This window comes from Streptococcus sp. GMD1S (assembly GCF_000296875.1).
Taxonomy (GTDB): Bacteria; Bacillota; Bacilli; order Lactobacillales; family Streptococcaceae; genus Streptococcus.
Map to the genome: position 1 here is coordinate 1 of NZ_AJQY01000004.1, position 26,095 is coordinate 26,095.

Here is a 26,095-nt window from a genome sequence, read left to right on the forward strand (position 1 = left end):
ATTGGTTCACCTTACTTCTCAACAGATACAACAGCAGCCCTTCGTGCAGCTGAAATCGAAGCGGATGCCATTCTTATGGCTAAAAATGGCGTAGATGGTGTTTACAATGCCGATCCTAAGAAAGACAAGACAGCTGTTAAATTTGAAGAATTGACCCACCGTGACGTTATCAACAAAGGTCTTCGTATCATGGATTCAACAGCTTCAACCCTCTCTATGGACAACGACATTGACTTGGTTGTCTTTAACATGAACCAACCAGGCAACATCAAACGTGTCGTATTTGGTGAAAATATCGGAACAACAGTTTCAAACAATATCGAAGAAAAGGAATAAGAAAATTATGGCTAACGCAATTGTAGAAAAAGCTAAAGAGAGAATGACCCAGTCTCACCAATCACTTGCTCGTGAATTTGGAGGTATCCGTGCCGGTCGTGCCAACGCAAGCTTGCTAGACCGTATCCACGTAGAATACTATGGAGTTGAAACTCCTCTTAACCAAATCGCTTCAATTACTATTCCAGAAGCGCGTGTCTTGTTGGTAACACCATTTGACAAGTCTTCATTGAAAGACATCGAACGTGCCTTGAACGCTTCTGATCTTGGTATTACACCAGCTAATGACGGTTCTGTGATCCGCTTGGTTATCCCAGCTCTTACAGAAGAAACTCGTCGTGACCTTGCCAAAGAAGTGAAGAAGGTCGGTGAAAATGCTAAAGTGGCTGTCCGCAATATCCGTCGTGATGCTATGGATGAAGCTAAGAAACAAGAAAAAGCAAAAGAAATCACTGAAGACGAATTGAAGACTCTTGAAAAAGATATTCAAAAAGTAACAGACGATGCTGTGAAACACATCGACGACATGACTGCCAATAAAGAAAAAGAAATCTTGGAAGTCTAAAAATAAACAGAAAAACTCAGTTGGCATTGCTGGCTGAGTTTTATTCGAAAGAAGGAAATATGAATACAAATCTTGCAAGTTTTATCGTTGGACTCATCATCGATGAAAATGACCGTTTTTACTTTGTGCAAAAGGATGGTCAGACCTATGCTCTTGCTAAAGAAGAAGGTCAACATACAGTAGGGGATACGGTCAAAGGTTTTGCCTACACGGATATGAAGCAAAAACTCCGCTTGACCACTCAAGAAGTTACTGCGACTCAGGACCAATTTGGTTGGGGAACCGTAACAGAAGTTCGAAAGGACTTGGGTGTCTTTGTCGATACCGGTCTACCTGATAAGGAAATCGTTGTGTCACTCGATATCCTCCCTGAGCTCAAGGAACTCTGGCCTAAGAAAGGTGATAAACTTTACATCCGTCTTGAAGTGGACAAGAAAGACCGAATCTGGGGACTTTTGGCGTATCAGGAAGACTTCCAACGTCTGGCTCGTCCTGCTTACAACAACATGCAGAACCAAAACTGGCCAGCCATTGTTTACCGTCTCAAGCTGTCAGGAACATTTGTTTACCTACCAGAGAATAACATGCTTGGTTTCATTCACCCAAGTGAACGCTACGCAGAGCCACGTTTGGGGCAAGTGTTAGATGCGCGTGTCATCGGTTTCCGTGAAGTGGACCGTACTCTTAACCTCTCCCTCAAACCACGTTCTTTTGAAATGTTGGAAAATGATGCCCAGATGATTTTGACCTACTTGGAAAGCAATGGCGGTTTCATGACCTTGAATGATAAGTCATCTCCTGACGATATCAAGGCAACCTTTGGTATCTCTAAAGGTCAGTTCAAGAAAGCACTCGGTGGCTTGATGAAGGCTGGCAAAATCAAGCAAGACCAGTTTGGGACAGAGCTGATTTAGGGAGGCTTATGAGAAAATCATTTTATACTTGGCTCATGACTGAGCGTAATCCTAAAAGTGACAGCCCTAAAGCCATCTTGGCAGACCTTGCTTTTGAGGAGTCAGCCTTTCCAAAACACACGGATGATTTCGATGAGGTGAGTCGCTTTTTGGAGGAGCATGCCAGTTTCTCTTTTAACCTAGGAGATTTTGATGCCATCTGGCAAGAATACTTAGAACACTAGAGACAATGAGATGAGGCTAGTATTTTATTGTTCTCTTTGCTATAATAAAAAGAAATAAACGGATTAGAGAGGTTCTTTATTTGAAGGAACATTCAATAGACATTCAACTAAGTCACCCAGATGACTTGTTCCATCTTTTTGGTTCCAATGAGCGCCATCTTCGTTTGATGGAAGAAGAGCTCGATGTGGTGATTCATGCTCGTACGGAGATTGTGCAGGTTTTGGGAGAAGAGACTGCCTGTGAGGAAGCCCGTCAGGTTATCCAGGCTTTGATGGTCTTGGTAAATCGAGGAATGACCGTTGGCACGCCAGATGTGGTGACTGCGATTAGCATGGTCAAAAACGATGAAATCGACAAGTTTGTCGCCCTTTACGAAGAAGAAATTATCAAGGACAATACAGGGAAGCCGATCCGTGTCAAAACCTTAGGTCAAAAGCTTTATGTGGACAGTGTCAAACAGCATGATGTGACCTTTGGAATCGGACCAGCAGGGACAGGGAAGACCTTTCTTGCAGTGACCTTGGCAGTGACAGCCCTTAAACGTGGGCAAGTCAAGCGGATTATCCTTACTCGTCCAGCAGTGGAAGCAGGTGAGAGTCTAGGATTTCTTCCGGGTGATCTCAAGGAGAAGGTGGATCCTTATCTTCGACCTGTTTACGATGCTTTGTACCAGATTCTCGGGAAAGACCAAACGACCCGTCTCATGGAGCGTGAAATTATCGAAATCGCGCCCCTTGCCTATATGCGTGGTCGGACCTTGGATGATGCTTTTGTCATTTTAGATGAGGCACAAAATACGACCATCATGCAGATGAAGATGTTCCTGACTCGTTTAGGCTTTAATTCGAAGATGATTGTCAATGGAGATATCAGCCAGATTGACCTACCACGCAATGTTAAGTCCGGTTTGATTGATGCTCAAGAAAAGCTCAAGAACATTCACCAAATCGACTTTGTTCATTTTTCAGCCAAGGATGTGGTTCGCCATCCGGTTGTCGCTCAGATTATCCGAGCTTATGAACCAGCTCCAGTTAAGGTTGAAGAAAAGAACCAAGAAACAGAATAGCAAAAAAAGCAGTTCAGATGTGAACTGCTCTTTTTTAATGAGTGTATATCTTTAAACAAGTTCGTCGATTGACGTGTGATCTTTATCGAGACCTTGAGCAACTGGGAGGCTGGTCAAGTAACCTTGATAAGTGGTCACACCTTGACGCAAGCCTTCATCTTCAGCAATTGCTTGTGCGAATCCTTTGCCAGCCAGAGCTTCGATGTAAGGAAGAGTGACATTGGTTAGGGCGATAGTAGAAGTACGGGCAACTGCACCAGGGATATTGGCAACGGCATAGTGGAGGACACCGTGTTTTTCATAGACAGGTTCATCGTGCGTTGTCACACGGTCAGCTGTCTCGATAACGCCACCTTGGTCAACGGCAACGTCAACGATTACAGAGCCTGGACGCATTTGTTTGACCATCTCATCTGTCACCAATTTTGGTGCTTTGGCCCCAGGGATGAGAACTGCACCAATCACCACATCAGCATCTCTCACACTTGCTTCGATGTTGAATGAATTAGACATAAGAGTTTGGATTTGATTTCCAAAGACTTCTTCTAGAACTGAGAGACGTTTAGCACTGATATCTAAAATAGTCACTTGAGCACCAAGACCAAGGGCGATGCGGGCAGCATGTGTACCGACGACACCACCACCGATGATGGTTACTTTTCCTTTTGGAACACCTGGTACACCACCAAGTAAAACACCAGAGCCACCAGCTTGCTTAGTAAGGAAGTGAGCTCCGATTTGAACAGCCATACGACCTGCAACCTCACTCATAGGAACGAGGAGCGGCAGTTGTCCTTGATTGTCACGAACGGTTTCATAGGCAATTCCTGTTGTTTTTGCTGCTAACATAGCCTCTGCTAATTCTGGTGCAGCGGCCATGTGCAAGTAGGTGAAGAGGAAAAGATCGTCGCGCAAATAACCGTATTCAGAAGCTAGTGGTTCTTTTACTTTCACGACTAACTCGGCAGCCCATGCTTCTGCAGCAGTAGCGACAATCTCAGCTCCTTGCTTTTGATAGTCAGCATCAGTAAATCCTGAACCGAGACCAGCATTTGTTTCGATGAGGACACGATGTCCACGAGAAACTAAGCTATGAACACCAGCAGGTGTGAGGGCGACACGGTTTTCGTTATTTTTAATTTCTTTTGGGATTCCGATTAACATATAGATAACCTACCTTTCAATTGTCGGATTGTTTTGGTTGTCACATTCCATTCCATAAATCAAAAATGTGATGGTTTTATTGTATATGAAACCGCTTCAAAAATCAAGAAAAACTTGTCATCCAAATTTATTTATGCTAGACTAGTGAGAATCAAGCTCTAATGGAGGGAAAAGTATGGAATCAATATTTGTGAAATTTGCCCAGTATCCATCTATAGAAACGGAGCGTTTATTGCTCCGACCTGTAACTTTGGACGATGCAGAAGCTATGTTTGAGTATGCCTCAGACAGAGAAAATACACGCTATACTTTTCCAACAAATCAAAGCTTAGAAGAAACCAAGAACAACATCGCTCAGTTCTACTTGGCTAATCCCTTGGGACGGTGGGGAATCGAACTAAAAAGCAATGATCAGTTTATTGGAACTATTGATTTGCACAAGATTGATCCCATTCTCAAAAAAGCAGCTATTGGTTACATTATCAACCAAAAGTATTGGAATCAAGGATTGACGACAGAAGCCAATCGCGCCGTGATTGAGCTGGCTTTTGAGAAGATTGGAATGAACAAGTTGACCGCTCTTCATGACAAAGACAATCCCGCATCTGGCAAGGTCATGGAGAAATCTGGGATGCGTTTTTCCCACGAAGAACCCTATGCCAGAATGGATAATAAAGAACCAGGTCGAATGATCACAAGGGTTCATTATGTCTTGACTAAGGAAGACTATTTTGCAAATAAATAAGCAGTTGAAAAGAAATTTTCAACTGTTTTTTCTTTCACTTACGAATAATTTAAGAGAGGAGAAAATATGAAAGCAATTATCGAGAAAATCAAAGAGTATAAAATCCTTGTCATTTGTGCTGGTTTAGGTTTGGCCTTGGGCGGATTTTTCCTACTAAAGCCAACTTCACAAACATCTGTAAAAGAATCAAATTTGCAGGCTGAAGTCGCAGCTGTTTCAAAGGATTCATCGTCTGACAAAGAAGTGAAAAAGGAAGAAAAGGACGAGTCTCCTGAACAAGATTTGATTACGGTAGATGTCAAAGGTGCTGTTAAATCGCCAGGGATTTATGATTTACCAGTAGGGAGTCGTGTTCATGATGCCGTTCAGAAGGCGGGTGGATTGACAGAGGAAGCAGATAGTAAGTCGCTTAATCTAGCACAGAAAGTCAGTGACGAGGCTCTTGTCTATGTTCCAACTAAGGGAGAAGAAGCAGTGAGTCAGCAGACTGCCTCTGGAACGACTGCTTCGACAAGTAAAGATAAGAAGGTCAACCTAAATAAAGCTAGTCTGGAAGAACTCAAGCAGGTCAAAGGCTTGGGAGGAAAACGAGCCCAGGATATTATCGATCATCGTGAGGCAAATGGCAAGTTCAAGTCGGTTGATGAATTAAAGAAGGTTTCTGGTATTGGCGCTAAGACCATAGAAAAGCTAAAAGACTATGTTACAGTGGATTAAGAATTTCCCTATCCCCCTAATCTATCTGAGTTTCCTGTTGCTCTGGCTTTACTATGCCATTTTTGGAGTGTCCTATCTCGCACTGCTAGGTTTTGTTTTTTTGCTTGTCTGTCTCTTTTTCCAATTTCCTTGGAAATCGGCCGGTAAAGTTCTAGCGTTTTGTGGAGTTTTTGGTTTTTGGTTTTTGTTTCAAACTTGGCAACAGACACAAGCTAATCAAAACCTAGTGGATTCTGTTGAAAGGGTACGGATTTTACCAGATACCATCAAAGTCAATGGAGACAGTCTGTCCTTTCGGGGCAAGGCTGAGGGTCGCACCTTCCAAGTTTACTATAAACTCCAGTCTGAGGAGGAGAAAGAGCTCTTTCAGGCCTTAACAGACCTTCACGAGATAGAGATAGAAGGAAAACTTTCAGAGCCTGAAGGTCAGAGGAATTTTGGTGGCTTTGACTACCAAGCCTATCTGAAAACTCAGGGGATTTACCAAACTTTGACTATCAAGAGTATCCAGTCAATGAGAAAGATTAGCAGTTGGGATATAGGAGAAAATCTGTCCAGTTTACGTCGAAAGGCTGTAGTTTGGATCAAGATGCACTTTCCAGATCCTATGCGCAATTATATGACAGGTCTTCTTTTAGGACATTTGGACACGGACTTTGAGGAGATGAATGAGCTCTATTCCAGTCTTGGAATTATCCATCTCTTTGCCTTGTCGGGTATGCAGGTAGGCTTTTTCATGGATGCCTTTAAGAAACTCCTCTTGCGATTGGGCTTAACTCAAGAAAAGTTGAAGTGGCTAACTTATCCCTTTTCTCTTATCTATGCAGGTCTGACAGGATTTTCAGCATCTGTTATTCGCAGTCTCTTGCAAAAGTTACTAGCACAACATGGTATTAAGGGCTTGGATAATTTTGCCTTGACGGTCCTTGTCCTTTTTATCATTATGCCAAACTTTTTCCTAACTGCAGGAGGAGTCTTGTCCTGCGCTTATGCTTTTATCTTGACCATGACCAGCAAAGAAGGCGATGGGATCAAGGCTGTTGCCAGAGAAAGTTTGGTCATTTCTTTGGGAATATTGCCCATTCTATCCTTTTATTTTGCAGAATTTCAGCCTTGGTCTATCCTTTTGACCTTTGTCTTTTCCTTTCTGTTTGATGTGGTCTTCTTGCCGCTTTTGTCCATCTTATTCATTCTGTCCTTCGTTTACCCAGTCACTCAGTTTAACTTTGTCTTTGAGTGGTTGGAGGGCGTCATTCGCTTGCTATCGCAGCTGGCAAGTAGGCCCCTGGTCTTTGGTCAACCCAACGCATGGCTGTTGATTCTACTGTTAGTTTCATTAGCCTTGGTCTATGACATGAGGAAAAACATCAAAAGACTAGCAGGAGTCAGTCTTTTTATTGTGGGGCTCTTTTTCTTGACCAAGCATCCACTTGAAAATGAAATTACCATGCTAGATGTTGGGCAAGGGGAGAGTATTTTCCTACGGGATGTAACTGGTAAAACTATTCTCATAGATGTAGGAGGTAAGGCAGAATCTGACAAGAAAATCCAAGCTTGGCAGGAAAAGGCGACGACCAGCAATGCCCAGCGAAACTTGATTCCCTATCTTAAAAGTCGAGGAGTAGATAAGATTGACCAGCTAATTTTGACCAATACAGAGAAGGAACATGTCGGTGATTTGCTGGAGGTAACCAAGGCTTTCCATGTCGGGGAGATTTTAGTATCAAAAGGAAGTCTGACACAAAAGGAATTTGTAGCGGAACTACAAGCGACTCAAACCAAGGTGTGCAGTGTGACAGCAGGGGAGAACTTGCCAATTTTTGGCGGTTACTTAGAAGTCCTATCTCCAAGGAAGGTTGGATATGGGGATCGTGATGATTCCTTGGTTCTTTATGGAAAACTCTTGGATAAGAACTTCCTTTTTACTGGGAATTTGGGAAACAAGGGGGAGAAAGACTTGCTTCAGCAGTATCCTGACTTGCAGGTGGATGTCTTGAAAGCAGGCCAACATGGTGCTAAAACCTCATCAAATCCAGTTTTCCTAGAACAGCTCAAACCAGCGATTACTCTCATTTCAGTCGGAAAGAGCAATCGTACGAAACTCCCCCATCAGGAAACCTTGACACGAATGGAAAGTATCAAGAGTAAGATTTACCGAACTGACCAGCAAGGGGCTATCCGCTTTACAGGATGGAATAGTTGGAGAATTGAAACGGTTCGATAAAATAGACAAACTTTTCGAAAAATTGACTTTTTATCTTGACAAGGGATAGAAAACTTGGTATCATATAAAAGTTGAGAAAAGCAGAAGTGAGAGCTTCTCGCCTTGTGACATCAAGTTGCCTGGCCCTACGGATGAAAAGTTTCTAAGAAACGCTATCATAACGTGCGGGCTTGTATTATTACGAGTCCGCTATTGTTTTTCTCTAATAATAAAAAAGAGGTGAAAACCATAGCAAAGCAAGACTTATTCATCAATGATGAAATTCGTGTACGTGAAGTTCGCTTGATCGGTCTTGAGGGAGAACAGCTAGGCATCAAGCCACTCAGTGAAGCGCAAGCATTGGCTGATAGTGCAAATGTTGACTTAGTATTGATTCAACCCCAAGCAAAACCGCCTGTTGCTAAAATTATGGACTACGGTAAGTTCAAATTCGAGTACCAGAAAAAGCAAAAAGAACAACGTAAAAAACAAAGTGTTGTTACTGTGAAAGAAGTTCGTCTGAGTCCAACTATTGACAAGGGTGACTTTGACACAAAACTTCGCAATGCACGCAAGTTCCTTGAAAAAGGAAATAAAGTTAAGGTATCCATTCGCTTTAAAGGGCGTATGATCACCCATAAAGAGATTGGTGCAAAAGTTTTAGCCGAGTTTGCTGAAGCAACACAAGATATTGCGATCATCGAACAACGAGCTAAGATGGATGGACGCCAAATGTTCATGCAGTTGGCGCCAGCAACTGACAAAAAATAATTGTCAGAAAGTTAAATAAAGGAGAAAAAATCATGCCAAAACAAAAAACACACCGCGCATCAGCTAAACGTTTCAAACGTACAGGTTCTGGTGGACTTAAACGTTTCCGTGCTTACACTTCTCACCGTTTCCACGGAAAAACTAAGAAACAACGTCGTCATCTTCGTAAAGCATCTATGGTGCATTCAGGAGATTTCAAACGTATCAAAGCAATGCTTACTCGCTTGAAATAATAGCCTAACAGTAAGTAAACAATTCTAGGAAATATTTGGAGGAAATAAAACATGGCACGTGTTAAAGGTGGCGTTGTATCACGCAAACGTCGTAAACGTATTCTTAAATTAGCAAAAGGTTACTATGGAGCTAAACACATCTTGTTCCGTACTGCAAAAGAACAAGTAATGAACTCTTACTACTATGCATACCGTGACCGTCGTCAGAAAAAACGTGACTTCCGTAAATTGTGGATCACTCGTATCAATGCGGCAGCTCGTTTGAACGGACTTTCATACTCACAATTGATGCATGGTTTGAAATTGGCTGAAATCGAAGTTAACCGTAAAATGCTTGCTGACTTGGCTGTTAACGATGCAGCAGCTTTCACAGCTCTTGCAGATGCAGCTAAAGCAAAACTTGGTAAATAATGACAACTGTTTCATTCTTACTCTCGTGGTTTTTACCGCAAGAGTAGGGTGAAACTTTTTTATTTTCCATAAATGATTTTCTATTTTAGAGAGTAAATAACAGATTTTTTCAAAGAAAATAGGATATTTCTTGTATAATAGGAATATCTAAAAAAGATTTGGAGTTAGAAGAAGATGATAATAGGTATTGATTTAGGAACGACTAATTCTTTAGTAGGGGTTTATCAAGATGGCCAGGTCAAGTTGATTCCCAATGCTTTTGGTGAGTATTTGACTCCTTCTGTTGTGGCTTTAGATGACAATGATGAGATTATAGTTGGAAAAATTGCCAAGGAACGCTTGGTAACTCACCCAGATAAGACAGTTTCTCAGTTCAAGCGTTTTATGGGGACCAAACATGAGTTGACGTTAGGGAATCGAGCATATAAGGCTGAAGAATTGAGCTCTTTTATCATTCGAAAGTTGGTAGATGATGCAGAGACCTATCTTGGAGAAAAGGTCGAGGAAGTGATTGTCAGTGTTCCAGCCTATTTCAATGATGCTCAACGCTATGCGACCAAACTAGCAGGGAAATTTGCAGGCGTTCAGATTGATCGGATTATCAATGAACCCTCTGCAGCGGCTCTTGCTAAAAGATCTATGGTAAACCAAGAAGATCAATCCTTTATTGTAGTTGATTTTGGCGGTGGTACTCTTGACATTTCAGTTGTAGAGCTTTTTGATAACATTGTCGAAATCGTCTCGATCGCAGGGGACAATCGTTTGGGAGGAGAAGACTTCACTGCGGCTATTGCTGAGGAATTTTTAGTCTCCAATCAATTAACCAAGGATTCGATTTCCCGAGAATTTTATAGCAAAATTCTGGTGCAGGCTGAAAAGACTAAGCTAGAACTCAATAGTAAAGAAGAAGTGAAGATGACAGTTCTGGACCAAGAACAGGAATACACTTTAGACCTGACCTACCAGCGTTTTTATGAGCTTTGTCAACCTCTGCTAGCCCGTGTTAAGGCTGTTTTGGATCGTGCCTTGATGGATGCACGTTATAGCTATGTATCATCTGATAACTTTGTTCTTGTGGGGGGGACTTCGAAACTCCGCTTGGTTCAGGACTTTTTATCCTACTGTATCAATCAAGTTGTGCAGGTATCGGATGATCCTGATCGGATGATTGCGAGAGGTTGTGCACTTCTAGCAGGTATCAAAGAACGCCAGGGTGAGATACGAGATTTATTACTTTCTGATATTTGTCCTTTTACACTGGGGATTGAGATAGTTGGAGACCGTTTTTCGCCGATTATTGAGCGAAATTCTACCCTACCTGCTTCACGCATCGAGCAGTACTATACGGCTGAATTGGGACAGAGCCAAGTCAAGATAAAGGTCTATCAAGGTGAGATGATGAAGGCATCACAAAACCTGTTCCTAGGAGAATTAGAAGTTCCCGTCCCTGTGAATACTCGAGTAAATGAAAGTTTCACAGTTCGATTTACCTATGATTTAAATGGGATTTTGGATGTCGAAGTGAAAATTGATTCCACACAGGAAGTCTTTAGTCATGTTATTCTCCAAGATAGCATTACTCTGACAGAAAAGGAAATTAAGGCTAAGCAAGCAGAGTTGACTCGCTATAAGATCAATGCTCAAGAAACAGAGGTTTATCGTTTCTTGATTGAAAAAGCGAATCGTGTGTACAGTATGCTCTTGGGGAGAAGAAGAGATGAGCTAATGGCTGAAACTAGACGATTTGAAGAAGAGGTCAGTCAAGCATCTGTTTATCATTTGCCAAAACTTTATCAATCATTTTCAAACTATCTAGACTTCCTAGAGCGAGGACTGTAAAAGAGGAGACCTTATGAATATATGGGAAACTTTAGGGATAGAGCCAACGACTGACGTCAAGCTTATTAGAAGGCGTTATGCTGAACTGGTTCGGCTCTATCACCCAGAAGACCAACCAGAAATTTACCAAAAAATTGTTGAAGCGTATCAAAAAGCCTTGACTTATGCGAGATCTAGAAACACAAGACTAGAAAATAGTCTAAGAAAAGCGAGTGACTCTCAAGAAGCTACTAAACTTGAAGAAGAGGCGAATGAAAAACCTAACTCTAGTCTCAACTTTGAACACTTGACTGAAGAAACGAAGACTGAGAACGAAGAGTCTGAAACATCTAGTCTTGATTTCAGTGATTATCAGCAATCGACTGATAAAACCAGCAATTCTTTTAACTTTGAAACCTTTAAAGCGGAAGAGGATGAGCAAAATTCCACCCTTGACTTTAGTGACTATGATGAGGAAGTTCAGCTAAATGGAGATTCTGAAGAAAGAGCTAAGAATACCCTCAACTTTGAAACGTTTGGTGACGAAGAGAACCAAGGGCAAGAAGGAATAACAAGGTCTACTCTTGACTTTAGTGGTTATAATGAAGAAACTTATCTGATTCGAAATGCGATTGAAAGTATTGTTGGAAATGACGGTTATAACCAAGAGGAACAAGAGCATCTATGGCGTCAGTTCTTTCATCAGTATCAGTATGATATGGACATTGTTCAATCCGTTTTAGAGGAAATGGATGTTTATATTTTTAATAAACCAGAGCAATTCTCTATCCTCATTCCCTTGCTGGAAGATTATATACCTGACTTCCGACACTGGGGCTATTACTATAAATTGAAGTATTGGAAAGTTAAAAGAGCTATAGCAGAAGAGGAAGGCAGTTCGCTTGAAAGCGCACATGAAGCCACTGAAGAATTCTATTATTCTTATCAACTTTGCCAAGAAATTCTCCAAGATTTTAACAAAGCAAATCAATTGAGCTCCTGGATAGAGTTTTTCAAGCACCCTTATTTGGCCTTTATGGTCTTAGATCAAGTAAATCAGAATCGTCAGATAATCAAGAGTGTGCCCGTTTTAACCTATATCCTGGAAAAAAACCGACAAGTCATATTTGAAGAGGATTATCCACTCTTGAACGACTTGGCTGATTACTTAGAGGAAGTAAAAGAGGAGCTGGGAGAAAACGTTGACTTTAGTCATTACACTCTAGATAATCCGGATGAAGTTGAGGCAGCCTTCTATGAGTTGCTCCATGCTCACTATGAAGACGAGTATAAACTGTTACGTGATTGGCAATACCTTTTTGAATCAGTCAAAGATCACACGCTCCTACTTGATTTGTTAGAAAAGGTGGACGTCTATCCTTTAACCAATGCGAAAGTGTTAGCCCTTGTTTTCCAATTTGTGGAGCGTTATAGTGATGAGGAATCAAATCCTTACCTGAAGAAACTTCATTTCTGGAAGAGTATCCATTCTTATCCTTCAGTGGTAGAGGAGTATGCACTTAACAAAAAAGAAAATTTTGATTACTGGTACAATGAAGGTTATCTTTATATAGATAAGCTCACCAAGAGCGATGAAGATATCAATGATTGGGAAAAGTGGAGAAGCTACTTTAAAGGAAGACCACGCATTCTAACGATTTTGCTTCAACAAATCTATAAGGAGTACCATCGGTTTACAGATGGCAAGCTCTTGAGATATGTTTTGGCTCCTTTTCCTACTTCTAAAATGGCTCCCCAAATGATGACGGAGGAGACAGACCAGAAACTAGAAGAGATGACAGCTTATGCTTATGAACTTAGTCATCCAAAGGCCAAGCTCTCTTATTTGGATTGGAAAAAAAGACAGGTATTTAATAATAAGTTTCTTCAGATTTTCTCTGGTCTCTTTACGATTGTATGTTTGCTACTCAGTATTATAGAGCGACCTGGTTATAATTCATGGGTTCATGCGGGCATGTTTTCACTCTTTTACGTCTATATGCTAAAATTAAGGAAAACACCGATTGAGGAGGGAGTGACTGCTAGAGGAGAAAAACGGAAATTCTACTACAGTCCTCATCCATGGTTCCTATTAATCTTGTTATTAATCCTCGTCATTCCATCCTTACCATTTGGTCTCATTGGTGCCCTTATGTTCATTACATTTTTCAGCTTCATCGATGGTTTCCAAGTGAGTCAGGGGCTGAAGTGGGATTATTCTTTGGAGAAGCTGATTCCTATCGGTATCTTTCTTTCTGCTGGTTTTCTTTCTGCTTTGGTAAATCAAAGCCAGACTATTTCAGGAGTTGCAACAGCCTACTTCCATATTTTTGCAATCCTTGTGATTTGCTTGTCTTTTACAAGATTCAGTCCTGGATTTCCACCATCTCTGAAGAAAATTTTCATACCAGCAATCTTGGGAATCCTACTCTTTCAAACGTTGCCATATATTCACAGCCGTTTAGATATCTTTGATCCAACTATTCTACGAAATGAAACACTGGCTATAACTGTTATCCTCTTGTTAAATGGAATTGCCTTATCTTATTTTACAAAGGAACAAGGCTTCATGATTGGTGTGAAGAAGGTCTTTATGATTTATGGATTGCAGATCTTTATTTTCCTAAGAAGACTGTTCCGAATCCTATTTGCACCAAATTCAGTTTTCGGTAATAACTATCATTACAAAGACTTACTAATCATGAACAGCGAATTTACGTTCTACTTCCTCGAGGGACTTTTTGTCCTGATCATGCTTTTCCTTATTCGCAATATACGCAAGGAAAATCGTAAAAGTGCTGCTTAGAATGAAAGCGTAGAGAAGAGGACTCTGGTTCAAGTTTCTAGTAAATTTTCCTGAATAAAGGTATAATAGAACTATTAAAACGAAAGAGGTAATGAAAATGGCTTCAAAAATGCTACACACTTGCTTGCGAGTAGAAAACCTTGAAAAATCAATCGCTTTTTATCAAGATGCTTTTGGATTTAAAGAATTGCGTCGCAGAGATTTTCCAGATCATGCTTTCACCATTGTCTATCTAGGACTTGAGGGGGATGACTATGAGTTGGAGTTGACCTATAACTATGATCACGGTCCTTACGTGGTAGGAGATGGCTTCGCCCATATCGCCCTCAGTACACCTGACCTTGAGGCCCTACATCAAGAACATAGCGCTAAAGGCTATGAGGTGACAGCTCCTAATGGACTTCCAGGAACTCAACCAAACTATTACTTTGTCAAGGATCCTGACGGTTACAAGGTCGAAGTCATTCGTGAAAAATAATCCAGTGAAGTCAAGTAGAATGTTCGTTTTCTACTTGACTTTTTTTCTTTGAAAGAGTATACTAATACAAATTTAACCTTTAAGGGGAGTCCAGAGAGACTCACAAGGTGTCAGATAAAAGGGATAAGGGGACTCTCTGTGGAGACTTTTTAAGTGTGCGCATGAGTTCTAGCCTAACCCAACTGAGGCCTTGCATTAGCAAGGCCTTTTCTTTATCTGGTCCCCTTAAATTTAAGGAGGAAAAGTCATGAATCCCACATGTAAGAAGCGTTTGGGTGCCATTCGTTTGGAAACCATGAAGGTGGTCGCACAAGAGGAAATTGCGCCAGCAATCTTTGAATTAGTCCTAGAAGGGGAGATGGTTGAAGCCATGCGAGCCGGCCAATTTCTTCATCTGCGTGTGCCTGATGACGCCCATCTCTTGCGCCGCCCTATTTCAATTTCGTCTATTGACAAAGCAAACAAGCAGTGTCACCTTATTTATCGGATTGAGGGGGCTGGGACAGCTATTTTTTCAACCTTAAGTCAGGGAGATACTCTTGATGTGATGGGACCTCAGGGAAATGGTTTTGACTTGTCTGACCTAGACGACCAGAGTCAAGTCCTCCTCGTTGGTGGTGGGATTGGTGTTCCACCCTTGCTAGAAGTAGCCAAGGAATTGCATGCGCGTGGGGTGACAGTAGTGACAGTCCTCGGTTTTGCGACTAAGGATGCTGTTATTCTCGAAACCGAATTGGCCCGATATGGTCAGGTCTTTGTAACGACAGATGATGGTTCTTATGGCATCAAGGGAAATGTTTCTGTTGTTATCAATGATTTAGACAGTCAATTTGATGCGGTTTACTCATGTGGTGCTCCGGGAATGATGAAGTATATCAATCAAACCTTTTATGATCATCCAAGAGCCTATCTATCTCTAGAATCTCGTATGGCTTGTGGGATGGGAGCTTGCTATGCCTGCGTTCTAAAAGTGCCAGATAGTGAGACCGTCAGCCAACGCGTCTGTGAAGATGGCCCTGTTTTTCGCACAGGAACAGTTGTATTATAAGGAGAAAGTCATGACTAACAAACGTTTACAAGTTTCTCTACCGGGCTTGGATTTGAAAAATCCCATCATTCCAGCATCAGGCTGTTTTGGTTTCGGCCAAGAGTATGCCAAATACTATGATTTAGACCTTTTAGGCTCCATTATGATCAAGGCGACGACACTTGAACCCCGTTTTGGGAATCCTACTCCCAGGGTGGCAGAAACGCCTGCAGGTATGCTCAATGCAATCGGTTTACAAAATCCAGGTTTAGAAGCTGTTTTAGCTGAAAAGTTGCCTTGGCTGGAAAGAGAATATCCTTCGCTTCCCATCATCGCCAATGTAGCAGGCTTTTCAAAACAAGAGTACGCTGCCGTTTCTCAGGGGATTTCCAAGGCTACAAATGTAAAAGCTATCGAGCTCAATATCTCTTGTCCGAATGTGGATCACGGCAATCATGGACTTTTGATTGGGCAAGATCCTGACTTGGCTTATGAAGTGGTAAAGGCAGCTGTGGAAGCCTCTGATGTGCCAGTTTATGTTAAATTAACCCCTAGTGTAACGGATGTTGTCACCATCGCCAAAGCCGCAGAAGATGCAGGGGCAAGTGGCCTAACCATGATCAATACCCTTGTCGGTATGCGCTTTGACCTTAAAACCAGAAAACCAATCCTAGCCAATGGAACAGGTGGAATGTCTGGACCAGCAGTCTTTCCAGTAGCCCTCAAACTCATCCGCCAAGTCGCCCAAACAACCGACCTTCCCATCATTGGAATGGGAGGAGTGGATTCTGCTGAAGCAGCGCTAGAAATGTATCTGGCTGGTGCCTCTGCTATCGGAGTTGGAACAGCCAATTTTACCAATCCATATGCCTGTCCTGATATTATTGAAAATTTACCAAAAGTCATGGATAAATACGGCATTAGCAGTCTAGAAAATCTCCGTCAGGAAGTCAAAGCCAATCTGAGATAAGCTAGGTCTTCCTTATCGTCAACAAGAAATAGAATCTTCATCAATTTGTAATATTTCCGTCGATTAACTATGTTACAATAGGGTTTAGAAAACGTTATTGGAGCATTTAAATGAAACGATGGAAAGTGGCCCTAGTAAGTGCTGGCTTATTGGGGTGTTTTTTTACTGTAGTGGACACAGCAAAAGCAGAAGAGGGGACTTGGCAAGGAAAGACCTACCTCAAAGCAGACGGGAAACCAGCAACCAAGCAATGGCTTTTTGACCAAACGCATCAGAACTGGTTTTATCTTAAAGATAATGGTCAACGTGCAGAAAATGGCTGGTTGACAGTTGGTGGTAAAGATTACTATTTTAACGAAGCTGGAAAATTAGCTACGAAAACGTGGGTTGGCCAGTACTATGTGACTGAAAGTGGTGCTAAAGCAAAGGAACAGTGGGTATTTAATCAGGAAAAAGAATCCTGGTATTATCTAAAGTCTGATGGTCAGAAAGCTCAAAAAGAATGGATTCAACAAGGTCAAGAAAAATATTACCTTAAAGAAGACGGGAAAATGGCCAAAGATGAGTGGATCACTCAAGGTGAGAACCAGTACTACATCAATTCACAAGGTAAAATGCTGAAAAATGCTTGGCTTGGTAAAAGCTATATATCAGAAAATGGTAATAAGGTTAAACAAGCCTGGATTTATGATGACAACTATAGCAGTTGGTTCTACCTTCAACAAGATGGTACCTATGCTGAAAATAGGTGGTTAACTATAGATGGGAAGGACTACCATTTTAAATCAGGCGGTTATCTTTCTACTGAACGTTGGATTGATCGCTTCTATGTTGCGAAGAGTGGAGCTAAATTGAAATCGGAATGGCTCTTTGATAAGAATTATGATGCTTGGTTTTACTTGAAAGCTGACGGAACCTATGCCGAAAAAGGCTGGGAAACGATTAAAGAAAAAGATTACCATTTCAAATCAGGCGGTTATCTTTCTACCGAGCGCTGGATAGATCGCTTCTATGTTGCGAAGAGTGGAGCTAAATTGAAATCGGAATGGCTCTTTGACAAGAATTATAACTCTTGGTTTTACTTGAAAGCTGACGGAACCTATGCTGAAAAAGGTTGGCAAACCATCAAAGGCAAGGATTACCATTTCAAATCAGGCGGCTACCTCTCTATGGAAACTTGGATTGACCGCAGTTATGTGACGAGCAGTGGAGCAAAAGCTGGCAAAGGGTGGCTCTTTGACAAGAATTATAACTCTTGGTTCTATATCAACTCTGATGGAAATTATGCCAATAAAGAATGGCTCTGGGATAATGGTTACTACTATCTCAAATCTGGTGGTTATATGGCTGCGAGTGAGTGGGTATGGTACAAGAACAACTGGTTCTACCTCAAGTCAAATGGAAAGATGGCTGAGAAAGAATTAATCTACGATTCATCCGACCAATCATGGTATTACCTTAAATCAGGCGGTTATATGGCAAAAAATGAAACTGTGGATGGTCATACCTTGGATGCTTCTGGTAGATGGCATGTTGCGGATAAAACCAAATATTACAAAGTTAAACCAATCACTGCCTATGTCTATAGTGCATCTGGAGAAATCTTGAGTTACATTAACCAAGGAAGCATTGTTTCACTGGATAGCTCGACGCGAAAAGGCGGCCGACTTGCAGTTTCGATTTCTGGCTTGTCTGGCTATATGAATCAAAGTGATTTGACAGCAGTAGATGAAGGTAGCGAGTTTATCCCTCATTATACTAGTGATGGGAAATTCCTCTACCATGAACTCTCTCCATATACGAGTATCAAAGTAGCTCCACACACCTCTGCTATGGTTATTGGTAAGAAGTACTACTCAACTGATGGAGAGCACTTTGATGGCTTTACCATTAAAAATCCTTTCCTCTATAAAAACTTAAGAGAACCAAGTAATTATAGTGCAGCTGAATTGGATAAACTGTATTCGATGATGAACTTGCAGGATAGTCCTCTAGCAGGTAAAGGAGCGACTTTCAAAGAAGCTGAGGAACGCTACGGTGTCAATGCCCTTTACTTGATGGCACATAGCGCTCTTGAAAGTGCGTGGGGACGTAGTCAAATTGCCAGAGATAAGAACAACTTCTTTGGTATTGCTGCTTATGATACTAGCCCATATCTCTCAGCCAAGAGCTTTGATAATGTGGACAAAGGAATTCTTGGAGCGGCCAAGTGGATTCGTGAAAATTACATTGACTATGGTAGAGACCACCTTGGAAACAAGGCAACTGGAATGAATGTTCGCTATGCTTCCGATCCGTACTGGGGTGAGAAGATAGCCAGCATCATGATGACCATCAACAGCAAACTTGGTGGGAAAGACTAATCAAAAGAAATCAACGGTAACTACTGAGAAGTGGTTATCGTTTTTGTATATCTGGCAATAAGTTGATTCTATAGCTTTTTAAACTTGAAATTTTTAAAACAATATATTAAAATATAGAAGAGATTGCTTATAAATTAAGGAGTTTAAAATGAAGAAATCAATGATTGTTGGGCTTATTACTTTTATTGCTTTAGGTTTGGCAACAGGATACTATTTCTTATCCTATGTGCCTCATCAAGCTGTTGTAACTAAGTTTGAAGATGTAGTAAAGGATTTAAATGAAAAGAATAAAGAAGTTGAAGATCAAATAGCTGAGGCTGAAAAGGTTATTGAGAATAATGAAGAACCTCTTGATTCTAAGACATTGGAAGAATTGAAATCAACTATAAAGGATAGCAAAGATTCACTTCGTAAAGAACCAGAAATGGAGAAAGCGACTGCTAAGATTGAGAAGCAAATTGAAGAATTAAGTCAACCATTAGATTATAGTGAAACAAAAAAGAATTTGTCTGAAAAATTGACTCACTATCAAAATAGCATTCTTCAATTAAAACAAATTACAAATCCTTCTAGTTCTTTTATTGAAGAAAGACTCAAAGAAATTGAATCAATTACTGGAGTACAATCTGTTACGGAGGATAATGACCCTAATAAAAAATTAAATAAACAAGGAGGATATACAGCGTCTGTATATTTCGTTGACAAGCAAGTGAATGAATCTGTAGAAGGCTCAGATATTGTTCAAAAAGGTAATGATGCTGGTGGAAATATAGAAGTTTATAAGACAAAAGAAGATGCAGAAAAGCGCAATACTTATATTAGTGCTTTTGATGGAACTGCTTTAAATCCGGGATCCCACTATGTTTATGGAACCATATTAATTCGCACTTCGCACCATTTAACAGGAGCGCAACAGAAAGAACTGACTGAGAAAATCTACAATAAATTAATTGAACTGAAATAATTAAAAAATTGGATAGCTATTTGTTTTATTGAACTAAGATACAGTCAAAAAGCCGTTGGAAAACGGTTTTTTGTTATAATTAAATGAAGAATGTAGCATTAAAGGAGAACAACATGACTTTTGAAGAAATCCTGCCTGGGTTAAAGGACAAGAAAAAATATGTACGAACTGGTTGGGGAGGGGCTGAAAACTATGTCCAACTCTTTGACACTATCGAGCAAAACGGGGTTGCACTTGAAGTGACGCCTTATTTCCTCATCAACGTGTCTGGAGAAGGGGAAGGTTTTTCCATGTGGAGCCCGACACCTTGTGATGTTTTGGCGACGGATTGGGTAGAAGTGCATGACTAGACGTGTATTGATTACGGGAGTGAGTTCAGGGATTGGTCTGGCTCAAGCCCGACTCTTTTTAGAGAAGGGGTATCAAGTATATGGAGTGGACCAAGGTGAAAATCCACTCTTAGAGGGTGATTTCTACTTTTTACAGAGAGATTTGACCTTGGACTTGAAACCTGTTTTTGACTGGTGCCCTCGGGTGGATGTTTTGTGCAATACTGCAGGAGTTTTGGATGCTTACAAACCCTTATTGGAACAATCAGCGCAGGAAATTCAAGAGATTTTTGAAATCAACTACGTGACTCCTGTTGAGTTGACTCGGCATTATTTTACACAAATGTTGGAAAATAAAAAAGGAATCATCATCAATATGTGTTCGATTGCTTCAAGTCTAGCTGGCGGAGGTGGTCACGCCTATACCTCGTCTAAGCACGCCTTAGCTGGCTTTACCAAGCAGTTGGCTCTAGACTATGCTGAGACTGGTATTCAGGTCTTTGGGATTGCTCCAGGGGCAGTCAAGACAGCTATGACCGCTGCGGACTTTGAACCCGGTGGATTAGCAGACTGGGTAGCTAGTGAAACGCCAATCAAGCGCTGGATTGAGCCAGAGGAAGTAGCAGAGATTAGCCTTTTCTTAGCAAGTGGAAAAGCGAGCGCCATGCAAGGACAAATCCTGACCATTGATGGTGGTTGGAGTTTGAAGTAGGAGGAGTTGAATGGAAATCAAAAAACACTTTGGAGTCTATGCTGTTTGCTTTGAAAATGGGAAGTTACTCTGCATTGAAAAAACGAGAGGCCCTTATCAACATCGTTATGATCTACCTGGTGGTAGTCAGCAACTTGATGAAGGATTGACGGAAACGCTGATTAGAGAAGTTATGGAAGAGACGGGCTTTACTGTTAGAAACTACTCCAATCCTCGAATCTACGATGTTTTCGTCAGGGAAGAGTTAAAAAATTTTATGGTTCACCATATCATGGCATTTTATGATATTGAGGTCAACGAGAAGGAAGCTCAAGTTACGATTTCGGAAGTTGTCTCTGATGGTGCGAATGATTCGCTCGGATATGTTTGGATGGATATTCAAGAGATCACAGAAAAAAATGCTTCGCCCTTAGTCTTGAAGGTTAAGTCTGAATTATTAGGATTTCCAGAGCTGGACAAGACCTTGTATATGAATTGGAAGGTGAAGTAGGGGGATAATGGAACTATTTAAAACATGGAAGAAAAATATGGTTCTTTATGGTCTTAAATCTCAAATCGGAACTGTCTACCGAAACAGTGATAGGACAACAAGCTTTTATGATGTTGGAAATTTTCTATACCTAGCAGGGGAGTTGGATTCCAGATTTTGGGAAGATTTTGTTAGGAAATACGGTTTAGATTATAAGATTATTATTTCAGAAGATACTAATTGGCAAGATTTTCTACATCGGAAAGTGGAGCTAAATTCTTTTACTCGCTATTCTTTTAAAGATAAGGCAAATTTTCAAGTTGAATTTCTAAATGGTCTAGTTACTCACTTAGAGGAAGATTACAATATTGTGCCTATTGATAATCATATTTATAACTGCTTTTCTGAGGAAGAATGGTCACAAGATTTACAGGGGGATTTTGAGTCCTATCAGGATTTTGTTTTAAAGGGTGGATTTGGCTTTGTGATTCTTAAAAATAATGAACTGATTGCTGGGATTTCCTCAGGGTTAGTTTACCGTGGAGCAGTTGAAGTGGAAGTTGCAACTAGACCAAACGAACAAGGAAATGGATTTGCTAAAAAGCTTGGTGCTACAATGATTCTGGAGAGTTTAAATAGAGATATGTTTCCACTTTGGGATGCTCATAACGAGGCTTCCAAAAAAGTAGCAGAATTTTTAGGATATGAGTTATTTGAACCTTATGAAGCTTTTGAACTAGAGGAAGGTATCATATAATGATATCTGATATTGTATGTTTTAAGACGAGGTGAATGGCTATGCAAAACCAACTTGCTCTTAGTGGCGAACAAATTGTTGAAAAAGTTTACCCTCAATTATTGCATCATGTTGGTATGATTCGTGGGGAATATTTGTTGAGAGAGCTTAATCAAAACATCCTATTAGCAAGTTGTCAGCAATTTGTAAAAGATTATCTAGATACCATTTGCTCCTTGTACTCAGATGAAGAGGTTTGGTATCGTTTTTCAGAGTTAACAAATACAGAAGCTAATTGTTTAGAGGGGACTAAAGAGCATTTTGATGAAAATCATCCCTTGTTTGGTTATAGAGGAACTAGGCGCTTGCTGGCGTGTCCTGAAGAATTTCAGGCTGAAGCACATGTCGTTACAGAAGTTTATCAAACAAATCCCAATCTATCTGTTATTTTTCCTTTTATCAATGATGCTGAGCAGTTAAAACAAGCTATTAGAGTATTGCGTGAGCATGGTTTTACTGGAAAAGTCGGCACAATGATTGAGTTACCGTCAGCTTATTTTGACTTGGACAGGATACTGGAAACTGGTATTTCAAAGATTGTAGTTGGAATGAATGATTTGACTTCTTTTGTTTTTGCGACTGTGAGAAATAGTCAATGGCATGATATGGAAAGTCCAATAATGTTAGATATGCTGAGAGATATGCAGGATAAAGCAAGGATGAAAAAGATTGACTTTGCTGTAGCAGGCTATCTGAATGCTTCTTTCATACAAAAAATGAATCAGACGGGTATCAAGTGTATTATCCACTACAGTTCTATTCCAGAGATTTTTAATTTAGAGATTGATCATCCAGACCATCTCAAACGTATAAAAGAAGTAAGTAAAAAATTACAAAGGAGCAAACTATGACACCGCAAGAAATGTGGAATATTTACAAGCAAATTAACCCCACGATTGGAGATGAGATAGATGCCTGGGCTTTTGGAGTGGAAGCAGATCTCTTGGCCGACTTGGTTCTAAGAGGCGAAAAGACTGCAACCGCCTCAGCTTACGACCTCTACGCACTAGAAGACGAACCTCTTCCACAAGAAGGGACCTTCGATGTCATTTTAGACAGTCAAGATCAGGCTGTCTGCATTGTCGAAATTACCAAGGTCTCCGTTCAGCCTTTTCATCAAGTTTCTGCCGACCATGCCTATAAGGAAGGGGAAGGTGACAAATCCCTAGCCTATTGGCGTCAGGTTCATGAGGATTTTTTCACCGAGTGGATGAGGGAAACCGGACTGACTTTTACTCCTGACAGCAAGGTTGTTTTAGAAGAATTTCGCAAAGTCTACCCACTCTAGACTGCAGAAGGAAGAAAGTTTTGGAAATCACCGTCCAATCCTTTTTTCTTAAGCAAAACATGATATAATAAGTTTGTTTGAAGAAGAGTAAAACTCTTAAACTTAGAATAGGAGAAAACTATGCAAGCAGTAGAACATTTTATTACGCAATTTGTTCCTGAACACTATGATTTATTTTTAGACTTGAGTCGTGAGACCAAGACCTTTTCTGGGAAGGTGACCATCACTGGTCAAGCACAGAGTGACCGTATTTCCCTTCACCAAAAAGACTTGGAAATCGCTTCTGTAGAAGTTGCGGGTCAAGCTCGTCCATTTACAGTTGACCATGACAATGAAGCCCTTCATATCGAATTGGCTGAGGCTGGTCAAGTTGAATTGGTCATTGCTTTTTCAGGAAAAATTACAGACAACATGACAGGGATTTACCCTTCTTACTACACAGTTGATGGTATCAAGAAGGAAGTCTTGTCTACTCAGTTTGAAAGCCATTTTGCGCGTGAAGCCTTCCCATGTGTGGATGAGCCTGAAGCCAAAGCAACTTTTGACCTCGCTCTACGTTTTGACCAAGCAGAAGGTGAAGTGGCCTTGTCAAATATGCCTGAAATCGATGTGGAAAACCGCAAGGAAACAGGCATCTGGAAGTTTGAAACGACACCTCGCATGTCTTCTTACTTGTTGGCTTTTGTCGCTGGTGATTTGCAAGGGGTGACCGCTAAAACTAAAAACGGTACCCTCGTAGGTGTTTACTCAACCAAAGCCCATCCACTATCTAACCTTGATTTCTCATTAGACATCGCCGTTCGCTCAATCGAGTTTTACGAAGATTACTACGGAGTTAAGTATCCAATTCCTCAATCGCTCCACATCGCCCTTCCTGACTTCTCAGCAGGTGCCATGGAAAACTGGGGTCTTGTGACTTACCGTGAAGTTTACTTGGTTGTGGATGAGAACTCAACCTTTGCTAGCCGTCAACAAGTTGCCCTAGTTGTAGCACATGAGTTGGCTCACCAATGGTTTGGAAACCTCGTGACTATGAAATGGTGGGATGACCTTTGGCTTAATGAAAGCTTCGCTAACATGATGGAATACGTCTGTGTGGATGCCATCGAGCCAAGTTGGAATATCTTTGAAGACTTCCAAACAGGTGGTGTTCCAGCTGCGCTTAAACGCGATGCGACGGATGGCGTTCAGTCTGTTCACGTTGAAGTTAAACACCCAGATGAAATCAATACCCTCTTTGATGGCGCTATCGTCTATGCCAAAGGAAGCCGTCTCATGCACATGCTTCGCCGTTGGCTCGGTGATGCGGATTTCGCTAAAGGCTTGCATGCTTACTTTGAAAAACACCAATACAGCAATACCATTGGTCGAGACCTTTGGAATGCTCTCGGACAAGCATCAGGACGTGATGTTGCAGCCTTCATGGATTCTTGGTTGGAACAACCTGGATACCCAGTTCTCACTGTCAAAGTTGAAAATGACGTCTTGAAGATTTCGCAAAAACAATTCTTCATCGGTGAGCATGAAGACAAGAACCGTCTCTGGGTGGTGCCACTCAACAGCAACTGGAAAGGCCTACCAGATACACTTGAAACTGAAAGCATCGAAATCCCTGGCTATGCCGCTCTTCTTGCTGAAAATAAAACAGCTCTTCGTCTTAACACTGAAAATACTGCCCACTACATTACAGACTATCAAGGAGACTTGTTAGATGCCGTTCTTGCTGAGCTAGAGACACTTGATAACACAAGCAAATTACAAATCGTTCAAGAACGCCGTTTGCTTGCTGAAGCGGGTCACATTTCTTATGCTGACTTGCTCCCAGTCCTTGATAAACTTTCTAAGGAAGAGTCTTACCTTGTTGTTTCAGCTGTTTCTCAAGTAATTTCTGCCCTTGAACGCTTTATTGATGAAGGTACAGAAGCTGAGAAAGCCTTTAACAGTCTGGTTGCTAAATTGGCTCGTCATAACTATGACCGTCTTGGCTTTGAAGCCAAAGACGGAGAATCAGATGAGGATGAATTGGTTCGTCAGTTGGCCGTTTCTATGATGATTCGCTCCAATGATGCAGAAGCTAGTCAAGTCGCTAGCCAAATCTTTGCAGCTCACAAGGAGAACCTTGCAGGACTTCCAGCAGCCATCCGTGCACAAGTTCTTATCAATGAAATGAAACACTATGAGACCAAGGACTTGGTCGCAACTTATCTGGACCTCTACACTCATGCGACGGATGCGGTCTTCAAACGCCAGTTGGCAGCTGCTCTAGCCTACAGTACAGATGCTGACAATATCCAAACCTTGATTCGTTCATGGAAGGACAAATTTGTGGTGAAACCACAAGACCTTTCTTCATGGTACCTCCAATTCCTCGGACACCAAACAACTCAAGAAACTGTTTGGGTATGGGCGCGTGAAAACTGGGATTGGATCAAGGCAGCTCTTGGTGGGGATATGAGCTTTGATAGCTTTGTCATCTTCCCATCACACATCTTTAAAACAGAAGAACGCTTGGCTGAGTATAAGGAATTCTTTGAACCGCAACTTTCTGACCTAGCTCTTAGCCGTAATATCCGCATGGGGATCAAGGATATCGCAGCGCGTGTTGACTTGATTAAGCGTGAGAAAGCAGCAGTCGAAGCTGTTGTAGCCCAATATGGCAAGGCTTAATTCGTTCAAAATGTAAACAAAAACTCAACTTTCTATCTTAAAAGAAGAGAGAGTTGAG

25 protein-coding genes, 1 pseudogene and 1 other annotated feature are annotated in these 26,095 nt (G+C 41.2%); of the genes and pseudogenes, 25 read left to right on the forward strand and 1 reads right to left on the reverse strand.

The genetic code is table 11. The annotated features are described in order from the left end of the window. The 5 genes and pseudogenes from GMD1S_RS01050 to GMD1S_RS01070 all read left to right on the forward strand — a co-directional run. A pseudogene (locus GMD1S_RS01050) lies at nucleotides 1-336 on the forward strand (uridine monophosphate kinase); the annotation flags it as partial. 7 nt (nucleotides 337-343) lie between these two features. After that, the gene (gene frr / locus GMD1S_RS01055) at nucleotides 344-901 is read left to right on the forward strand and encodes a ribosome recycling factor (RefSeq protein WP_001262235.1); all 558 of its coding nucleotides are present in this window, start codon (nucleotides 344-346) and stop codon (nucleotides 899-901) included. Nucleotides 902-960: 59 nt separating this feature from the next. Further along, entirely contained in the window at nucleotides 961-1,815 is an 855-nt protein-coding gene (cvfB, locus tag GMD1S_RS01060) for an RNA-binding virulence regulatory protein CvfB (protein ID WP_001095464.1), read from the forward strand. Between the two features lie 8 nt (nucleotides 1,816-1,823). Further along, a complete protein-coding gene (locus tag GMD1S_RS01065; RefSeq protein WP_001232077.1) occupies nucleotides 1,824-2,039 on the forward strand; it encodes a YozE family protein in 216 nt (71 codons plus the stop codon). A gap of 80 nt (nucleotides 2,040-2,119) precedes the next feature. Further along, complete coding sequence (locus GMD1S_RS01070) at nucleotides 2,120-3,106, forward strand: PhoH family protein (RefSeq protein WP_000658201.1); 987 nt, start codon at nucleotides 2,120-2,122, stop codon at nucleotides 3,104-3,106. 51 nt (nucleotides 3,107-3,157) lie between these two features. Here the strand turns inward: GMD1S_RS01070 and ald are convergent, their stop codons facing one another. Next, complete coding sequence (gene ald / locus GMD1S_RS01075; protein WP_000904696.1) at nucleotides 3,158-4,270, reverse strand: alanine dehydrogenase; 1,113 nt, start codon at nucleotides 4,268-4,270, stop codon at nucleotides 3,158-3,160. A 175-nt stretch (nucleotides 4,271-4,445) separates the two neighbouring features. Here ald and GMD1S_RS01080 point away from each other — a divergent pair, with 175 nt between their 5' ends. From GMD1S_RS01080 to GMD1S_RS01175, 20 genes are all read left to right on the forward strand, one after another. Then, on the forward strand, nucleotides 4,446-5,015 hold the full coding sequence (locus tag GMD1S_RS01080) for a GNAT family N-acetyltransferase (protein ID WP_000443754.1): 570 nt from the start codon (nucleotides 4,446-4,448) through the stop codon (nucleotides 5,013-5,015). A gap of 66 nt (nucleotides 5,016-5,081) precedes the next feature. Further along, nucleotides 5,082-5,732 carry a helix-hairpin-helix domain-containing protein gene (locus GMD1S_RS01085; protein WP_000643903.1) on the forward strand — a complete coding sequence of 217 codons (651 nt, stop codon included), beginning with the start codon at nucleotides 5,082-5,084 and terminating at the stop codon, nucleotides 5,730-5,732. Beyond that, nucleotides 5,716-7,956 (forward strand): DNA internalization-related competence protein ComEC/Rec2, encoded by a 2,241-nt coding sequence (locus GMD1S_RS01090; RefSeq protein ID WP_000942378.1) that lies wholly within the window; start codon nucleotides 5,716-5,718, stop codon nucleotides 7,954-7,956. Before GMD1S_RS01085 ends, GMD1S_RS01090 begins: the two co-directional genes overlap by 17 nt. 72 nt (nucleotides 7,957-8,028) lie before the next feature. Then, nucleotides 8,029-8,160: a sequence feature (ribosomal protein L20 leader region), on the forward strand. 15 nt (nucleotides 8,161-8,175) lie between these two features. Continuing rightward, the gene (gene infC, locus GMD1S_RS01095; protein WP_000848184.1) at nucleotides 8,176-8,706 is read left to right on the forward strand and encodes a translation initiation factor IF-3; all 531 of its coding nucleotides are present in this window, start codon (nucleotides 8,176-8,178) and stop codon (nucleotides 8,704-8,706) included. A 32-nt stretch (nucleotides 8,707-8,738) separates the two neighbouring features. After that, a complete protein-coding gene (gene rpmI, locus GMD1S_RS01100) occupies nucleotides 8,739-8,939 on the forward strand; it encodes a 50S ribosomal protein L35 (RefSeq protein WP_001125942.1) in 201 nt (66 codons plus the stop codon). Between the two features lie 51 nt (nucleotides 8,940-8,990). Beyond that, a complete protein-coding gene (gene rplT, locus GMD1S_RS01105; RefSeq protein ID WP_000124830.1) occupies nucleotides 8,991-9,350 on the forward strand; it encodes a 50S ribosomal protein L20 in 360 nt (119 codons plus the stop codon). Nucleotides 9,351-9,524: 174 nt separating this feature from the next. Further along, entirely contained in the window at nucleotides 9,525-11,189 is a 1,665-nt protein-coding gene (locus GMD1S_RS01110; RefSeq protein WP_000583410.1) for a molecular chaperone HscC, read from the forward strand. A gap of 13 nt (nucleotides 11,190-11,202) precedes the next feature. Then, complete coding sequence (locus tag GMD1S_RS01115) at nucleotides 11,203-13,974, forward strand: J domain-containing protein (protein ID WP_001028666.1); 2,772 nt, start codon at nucleotides 11,203-11,205, stop codon at nucleotides 13,972-13,974. Nucleotides 13,975-14,071: 97 nt separating this feature from the next. Then, entirely contained in the window at nucleotides 14,072-14,452 is a 381-nt protein-coding gene (locus tag GMD1S_RS01120) for a lactoylglutathione lyase (RefSeq protein WP_000157150.1), read from the forward strand. A gap of 247 nt (nucleotides 14,453-14,699) precedes the next feature. Beyond that, the gene (locus GMD1S_RS01125; protein ID WP_001070074.1) at nucleotides 14,700-15,500 is read left to right on the forward strand and encodes a dihydroorotate dehydrogenase electron transfer subunit; all 801 of its coding nucleotides are present in this window, start codon (nucleotides 14,700-14,702) and stop codon (nucleotides 15,498-15,500) included. Then, the gene (locus GMD1S_RS01130) at nucleotides 15,463-16,449 is read left to right on the forward strand and encodes a dihydroorotate dehydrogenase (protein WP_161800715.1); all 987 of its coding nucleotides are present in this window, start codon (nucleotides 15,463-15,465) and stop codon (nucleotides 16,447-16,449) included. Before GMD1S_RS01125 ends, GMD1S_RS01130 begins: the two co-directional genes overlap by 38 nt. 110 nt (nucleotides 16,450-16,559) lie before the next feature. Then, a complete protein-coding gene (locus GMD1S_RS01135) occupies nucleotides 16,560-18,812 on the forward strand; it encodes a glucosaminidase domain-containing protein (protein ID WP_000832902.1) in 2,253 nt (750 codons plus the stop codon). 148 nt (nucleotides 18,813-18,960) lie between these two features. Then, nucleotides 18,961-19,776, forward strand: coding sequence for a hypothetical protein (locus tag GMD1S_RS01140; protein ID WP_000749426.1), 816 nt, complete (start codon nucleotides 18,961-18,963; stop codon nucleotides 19,774-19,776). A gap of 113 nt (nucleotides 19,777-19,889) precedes the next feature. Next, nucleotides 19,890-20,126, forward strand: a complete 237-nt coding sequence (locus GMD1S_RS01145; RefSeq protein WP_000141924.1) for a DUF2829 domain-containing protein — start codon at nucleotides 19,890-19,892, stop codon at nucleotides 20,124-20,126. After that, complete coding sequence (locus GMD1S_RS01150) at nucleotides 20,119-20,817, forward strand: 3-oxoacyl-ACP reductase (protein ID WP_000198455.1); 699 nt, start codon at nucleotides 20,119-20,121, stop codon at nucleotides 20,815-20,817. The genes GMD1S_RS01145 and GMD1S_RS01150 overlap by 8 nt, the downstream gene beginning before the upstream one ends. Nucleotides 20,818-20,827: 10 nt before the next feature. Beyond that, entirely contained in the window at nucleotides 20,828-21,307 is a 480-nt protein-coding gene (locus GMD1S_RS01155; RefSeq protein WP_000403326.1) for an NUDIX hydrolase, read from the forward strand. A gap of 7 nt (nucleotides 21,308-21,314) precedes the next feature. After that, a complete protein-coding gene (locus GMD1S_RS01160; protein WP_000418697.1) occupies nucleotides 21,315-22,043 on the forward strand; it encodes a GNAT family N-acetyltransferase in 729 nt (242 codons plus the stop codon). Nucleotides 22,044-22,084: 41 nt separating this feature from the next. Further along, nucleotides 22,085-22,933 carry a putative PEP-binding protein gene (locus tag GMD1S_RS01165; protein WP_008276044.1) on the forward strand — a complete coding sequence of 283 codons (849 nt, stop codon included), beginning with the start codon at nucleotides 22,085-22,087 and terminating at the stop codon, nucleotides 22,931-22,933. Then, nucleotides 22,930-23,370 (forward strand): ASCH domain-containing protein, encoded by a 441-nt coding sequence (locus tag GMD1S_RS01170; protein WP_000188825.1) that lies wholly within the window; start codon nucleotides 22,930-22,932, stop codon nucleotides 23,368-23,370. Before GMD1S_RS01165 ends, GMD1S_RS01170 begins: the two co-directional genes overlap by 4 nt. Nucleotides 23,371-23,490: 120 nt before the next feature. Continuing rightward, nucleotides 23,491-26,037 carry a M1 family metallopeptidase gene (locus GMD1S_RS01175; protein WP_001149141.1) on the forward strand — a complete coding sequence of 849 codons (2,547 nt, stop codon included), beginning with the start codon at nucleotides 23,491-23,493 and terminating at the stop codon, nucleotides 26,035-26,037. Nucleotides 26,038-26,095 lie beyond the last annotated feature (58 nt).

Coding starts and splice junctions, on each gene's coding strand:
- frr (WP_001262235.1), top strand. CDS start 344: ATGGCTAACGCAATTGTAGAAAAAGCTAAAGAGAGAATGACCCAGTCT.
- cvfB (WP_001095464.1), top strand. CDS start 961: ATGAATACAAATCTTGCAAGTTTTATCGTTGGACTCATCATCGATGAA.
- GMD1S_RS01065 (WP_001232077.1), top strand. CDS start 1,824: ATGAGAAAATCATTTTATACTTGGCTCATGACTGAGCGTAATCCTAAA.
- ald (WP_000904696.1), bottom strand. CDS start 4,270: ATGTTAATCGGAATCCCAAAAGAAATTAAAAATAACGAAAACCGTGTC.
- GMD1S_RS01080 (WP_000443754.1), top strand. CDS start 4,446: ATGGAATCAATATTTGTGAAATTTGCCCAGTATCCATCTATAGAAACG.
- GMD1S_RS01085 (WP_000643903.1), top strand. CDS start 5,082: ATGAAAGCAATTATCGAGAAAATCAAAGAGTATAAAATCCTTGTCATT.
- GMD1S_RS01090 (WP_000942378.1), top strand. CDS start 5,716: ATGTTACAGTGGATTAAGAATTTCCCTATCCCCCTAATCTATCTGAGT.
- rpmI (WP_001125942.1), top strand. CDS start 8,739: ATGCCAAAACAAAAAACACACCGCGCATCAGCTAAACGTTTCAAACGT.
- rplT (WP_000124830.1), top strand. CDS start 8,991: ATGGCACGTGTTAAAGGTGGCGTTGTATCACGCAAACGTCGTAAACGT.
- GMD1S_RS01110 (WP_000583410.1), top strand. CDS start 9,525: ATGATAATAGGTATTGATTTAGGAACGACTAATTCTTTAGTAGGGGTT.
- GMD1S_RS01115 (WP_001028666.1), top strand. CDS start 11,203: ATGAATATATGGGAAACTTTAGGGATAGAGCCAACGACTGACGTCAAG.
- GMD1S_RS01120 (WP_000157150.1), top strand. CDS start 14,072: ATGGCTTCAAAAATGCTACACACTTGCTTGCGAGTAGAAAACCTTGAA.
- GMD1S_RS01125 (WP_001070074.1), top strand. CDS start 14,700: ATGAATCCCACATGTAAGAAGCGTTTGGGTGCCATTCGTTTGGAAACC.
- GMD1S_RS01130 (WP_161800715.1), top strand. CDS start 15,463: ATGGCCCTGTTTTTCGCACAGGAACAGTTGTATTATAAGGAGAAAGTC.
- GMD1S_RS01135 (WP_000832902.1), top strand. CDS start 16,560: ATGAAACGATGGAAAGTGGCCCTAGTAAGTGCTGGCTTATTGGGGTGT.
- GMD1S_RS01140 (WP_000749426.1), top strand. CDS start 18,961: ATGAAGAAATCAATGATTGTTGGGCTTATTACTTTTATTGCTTTAGGT.
- GMD1S_RS01145 (WP_000141924.1), top strand. CDS start 19,890: ATGACTTTTGAAGAAATCCTGCCTGGGTTAAAGGACAAGAAAAAATAT.
- GMD1S_RS01150 (WP_000198455.1), top strand. CDS start 20,119: ATGACTAGACGTGTATTGATTACGGGAGTGAGTTCAGGGATTGGTCTG.
- GMD1S_RS01155 (WP_000403326.1), top strand. CDS start 20,828: ATGGAAATCAAAAAACACTTTGGAGTCTATGCTGTTTGCTTTGAAAAT.
- GMD1S_RS01160 (WP_000418697.1), top strand. CDS start 21,315: ATGGAACTATTTAAAACATGGAAGAAAAATATGGTTCTTTATGGTCTT.
- GMD1S_RS01165 (WP_008276044.1), top strand. CDS start 22,085: ATGCAAAACCAACTTGCTCTTAGTGGCGAACAAATTGTTGAAAAAGTT.
- GMD1S_RS01170 (WP_000188825.1), top strand. CDS start 22,930: ATGACACCGCAAGAAATGTGGAATATTTACAAGCAAATTAACCCCACG.
- GMD1S_RS01175 (WP_001149141.1), top strand. CDS start 23,491: ATGCAAGCAGTAGAACATTTTATTACGCAATTTGTTCCTGAACACTAT.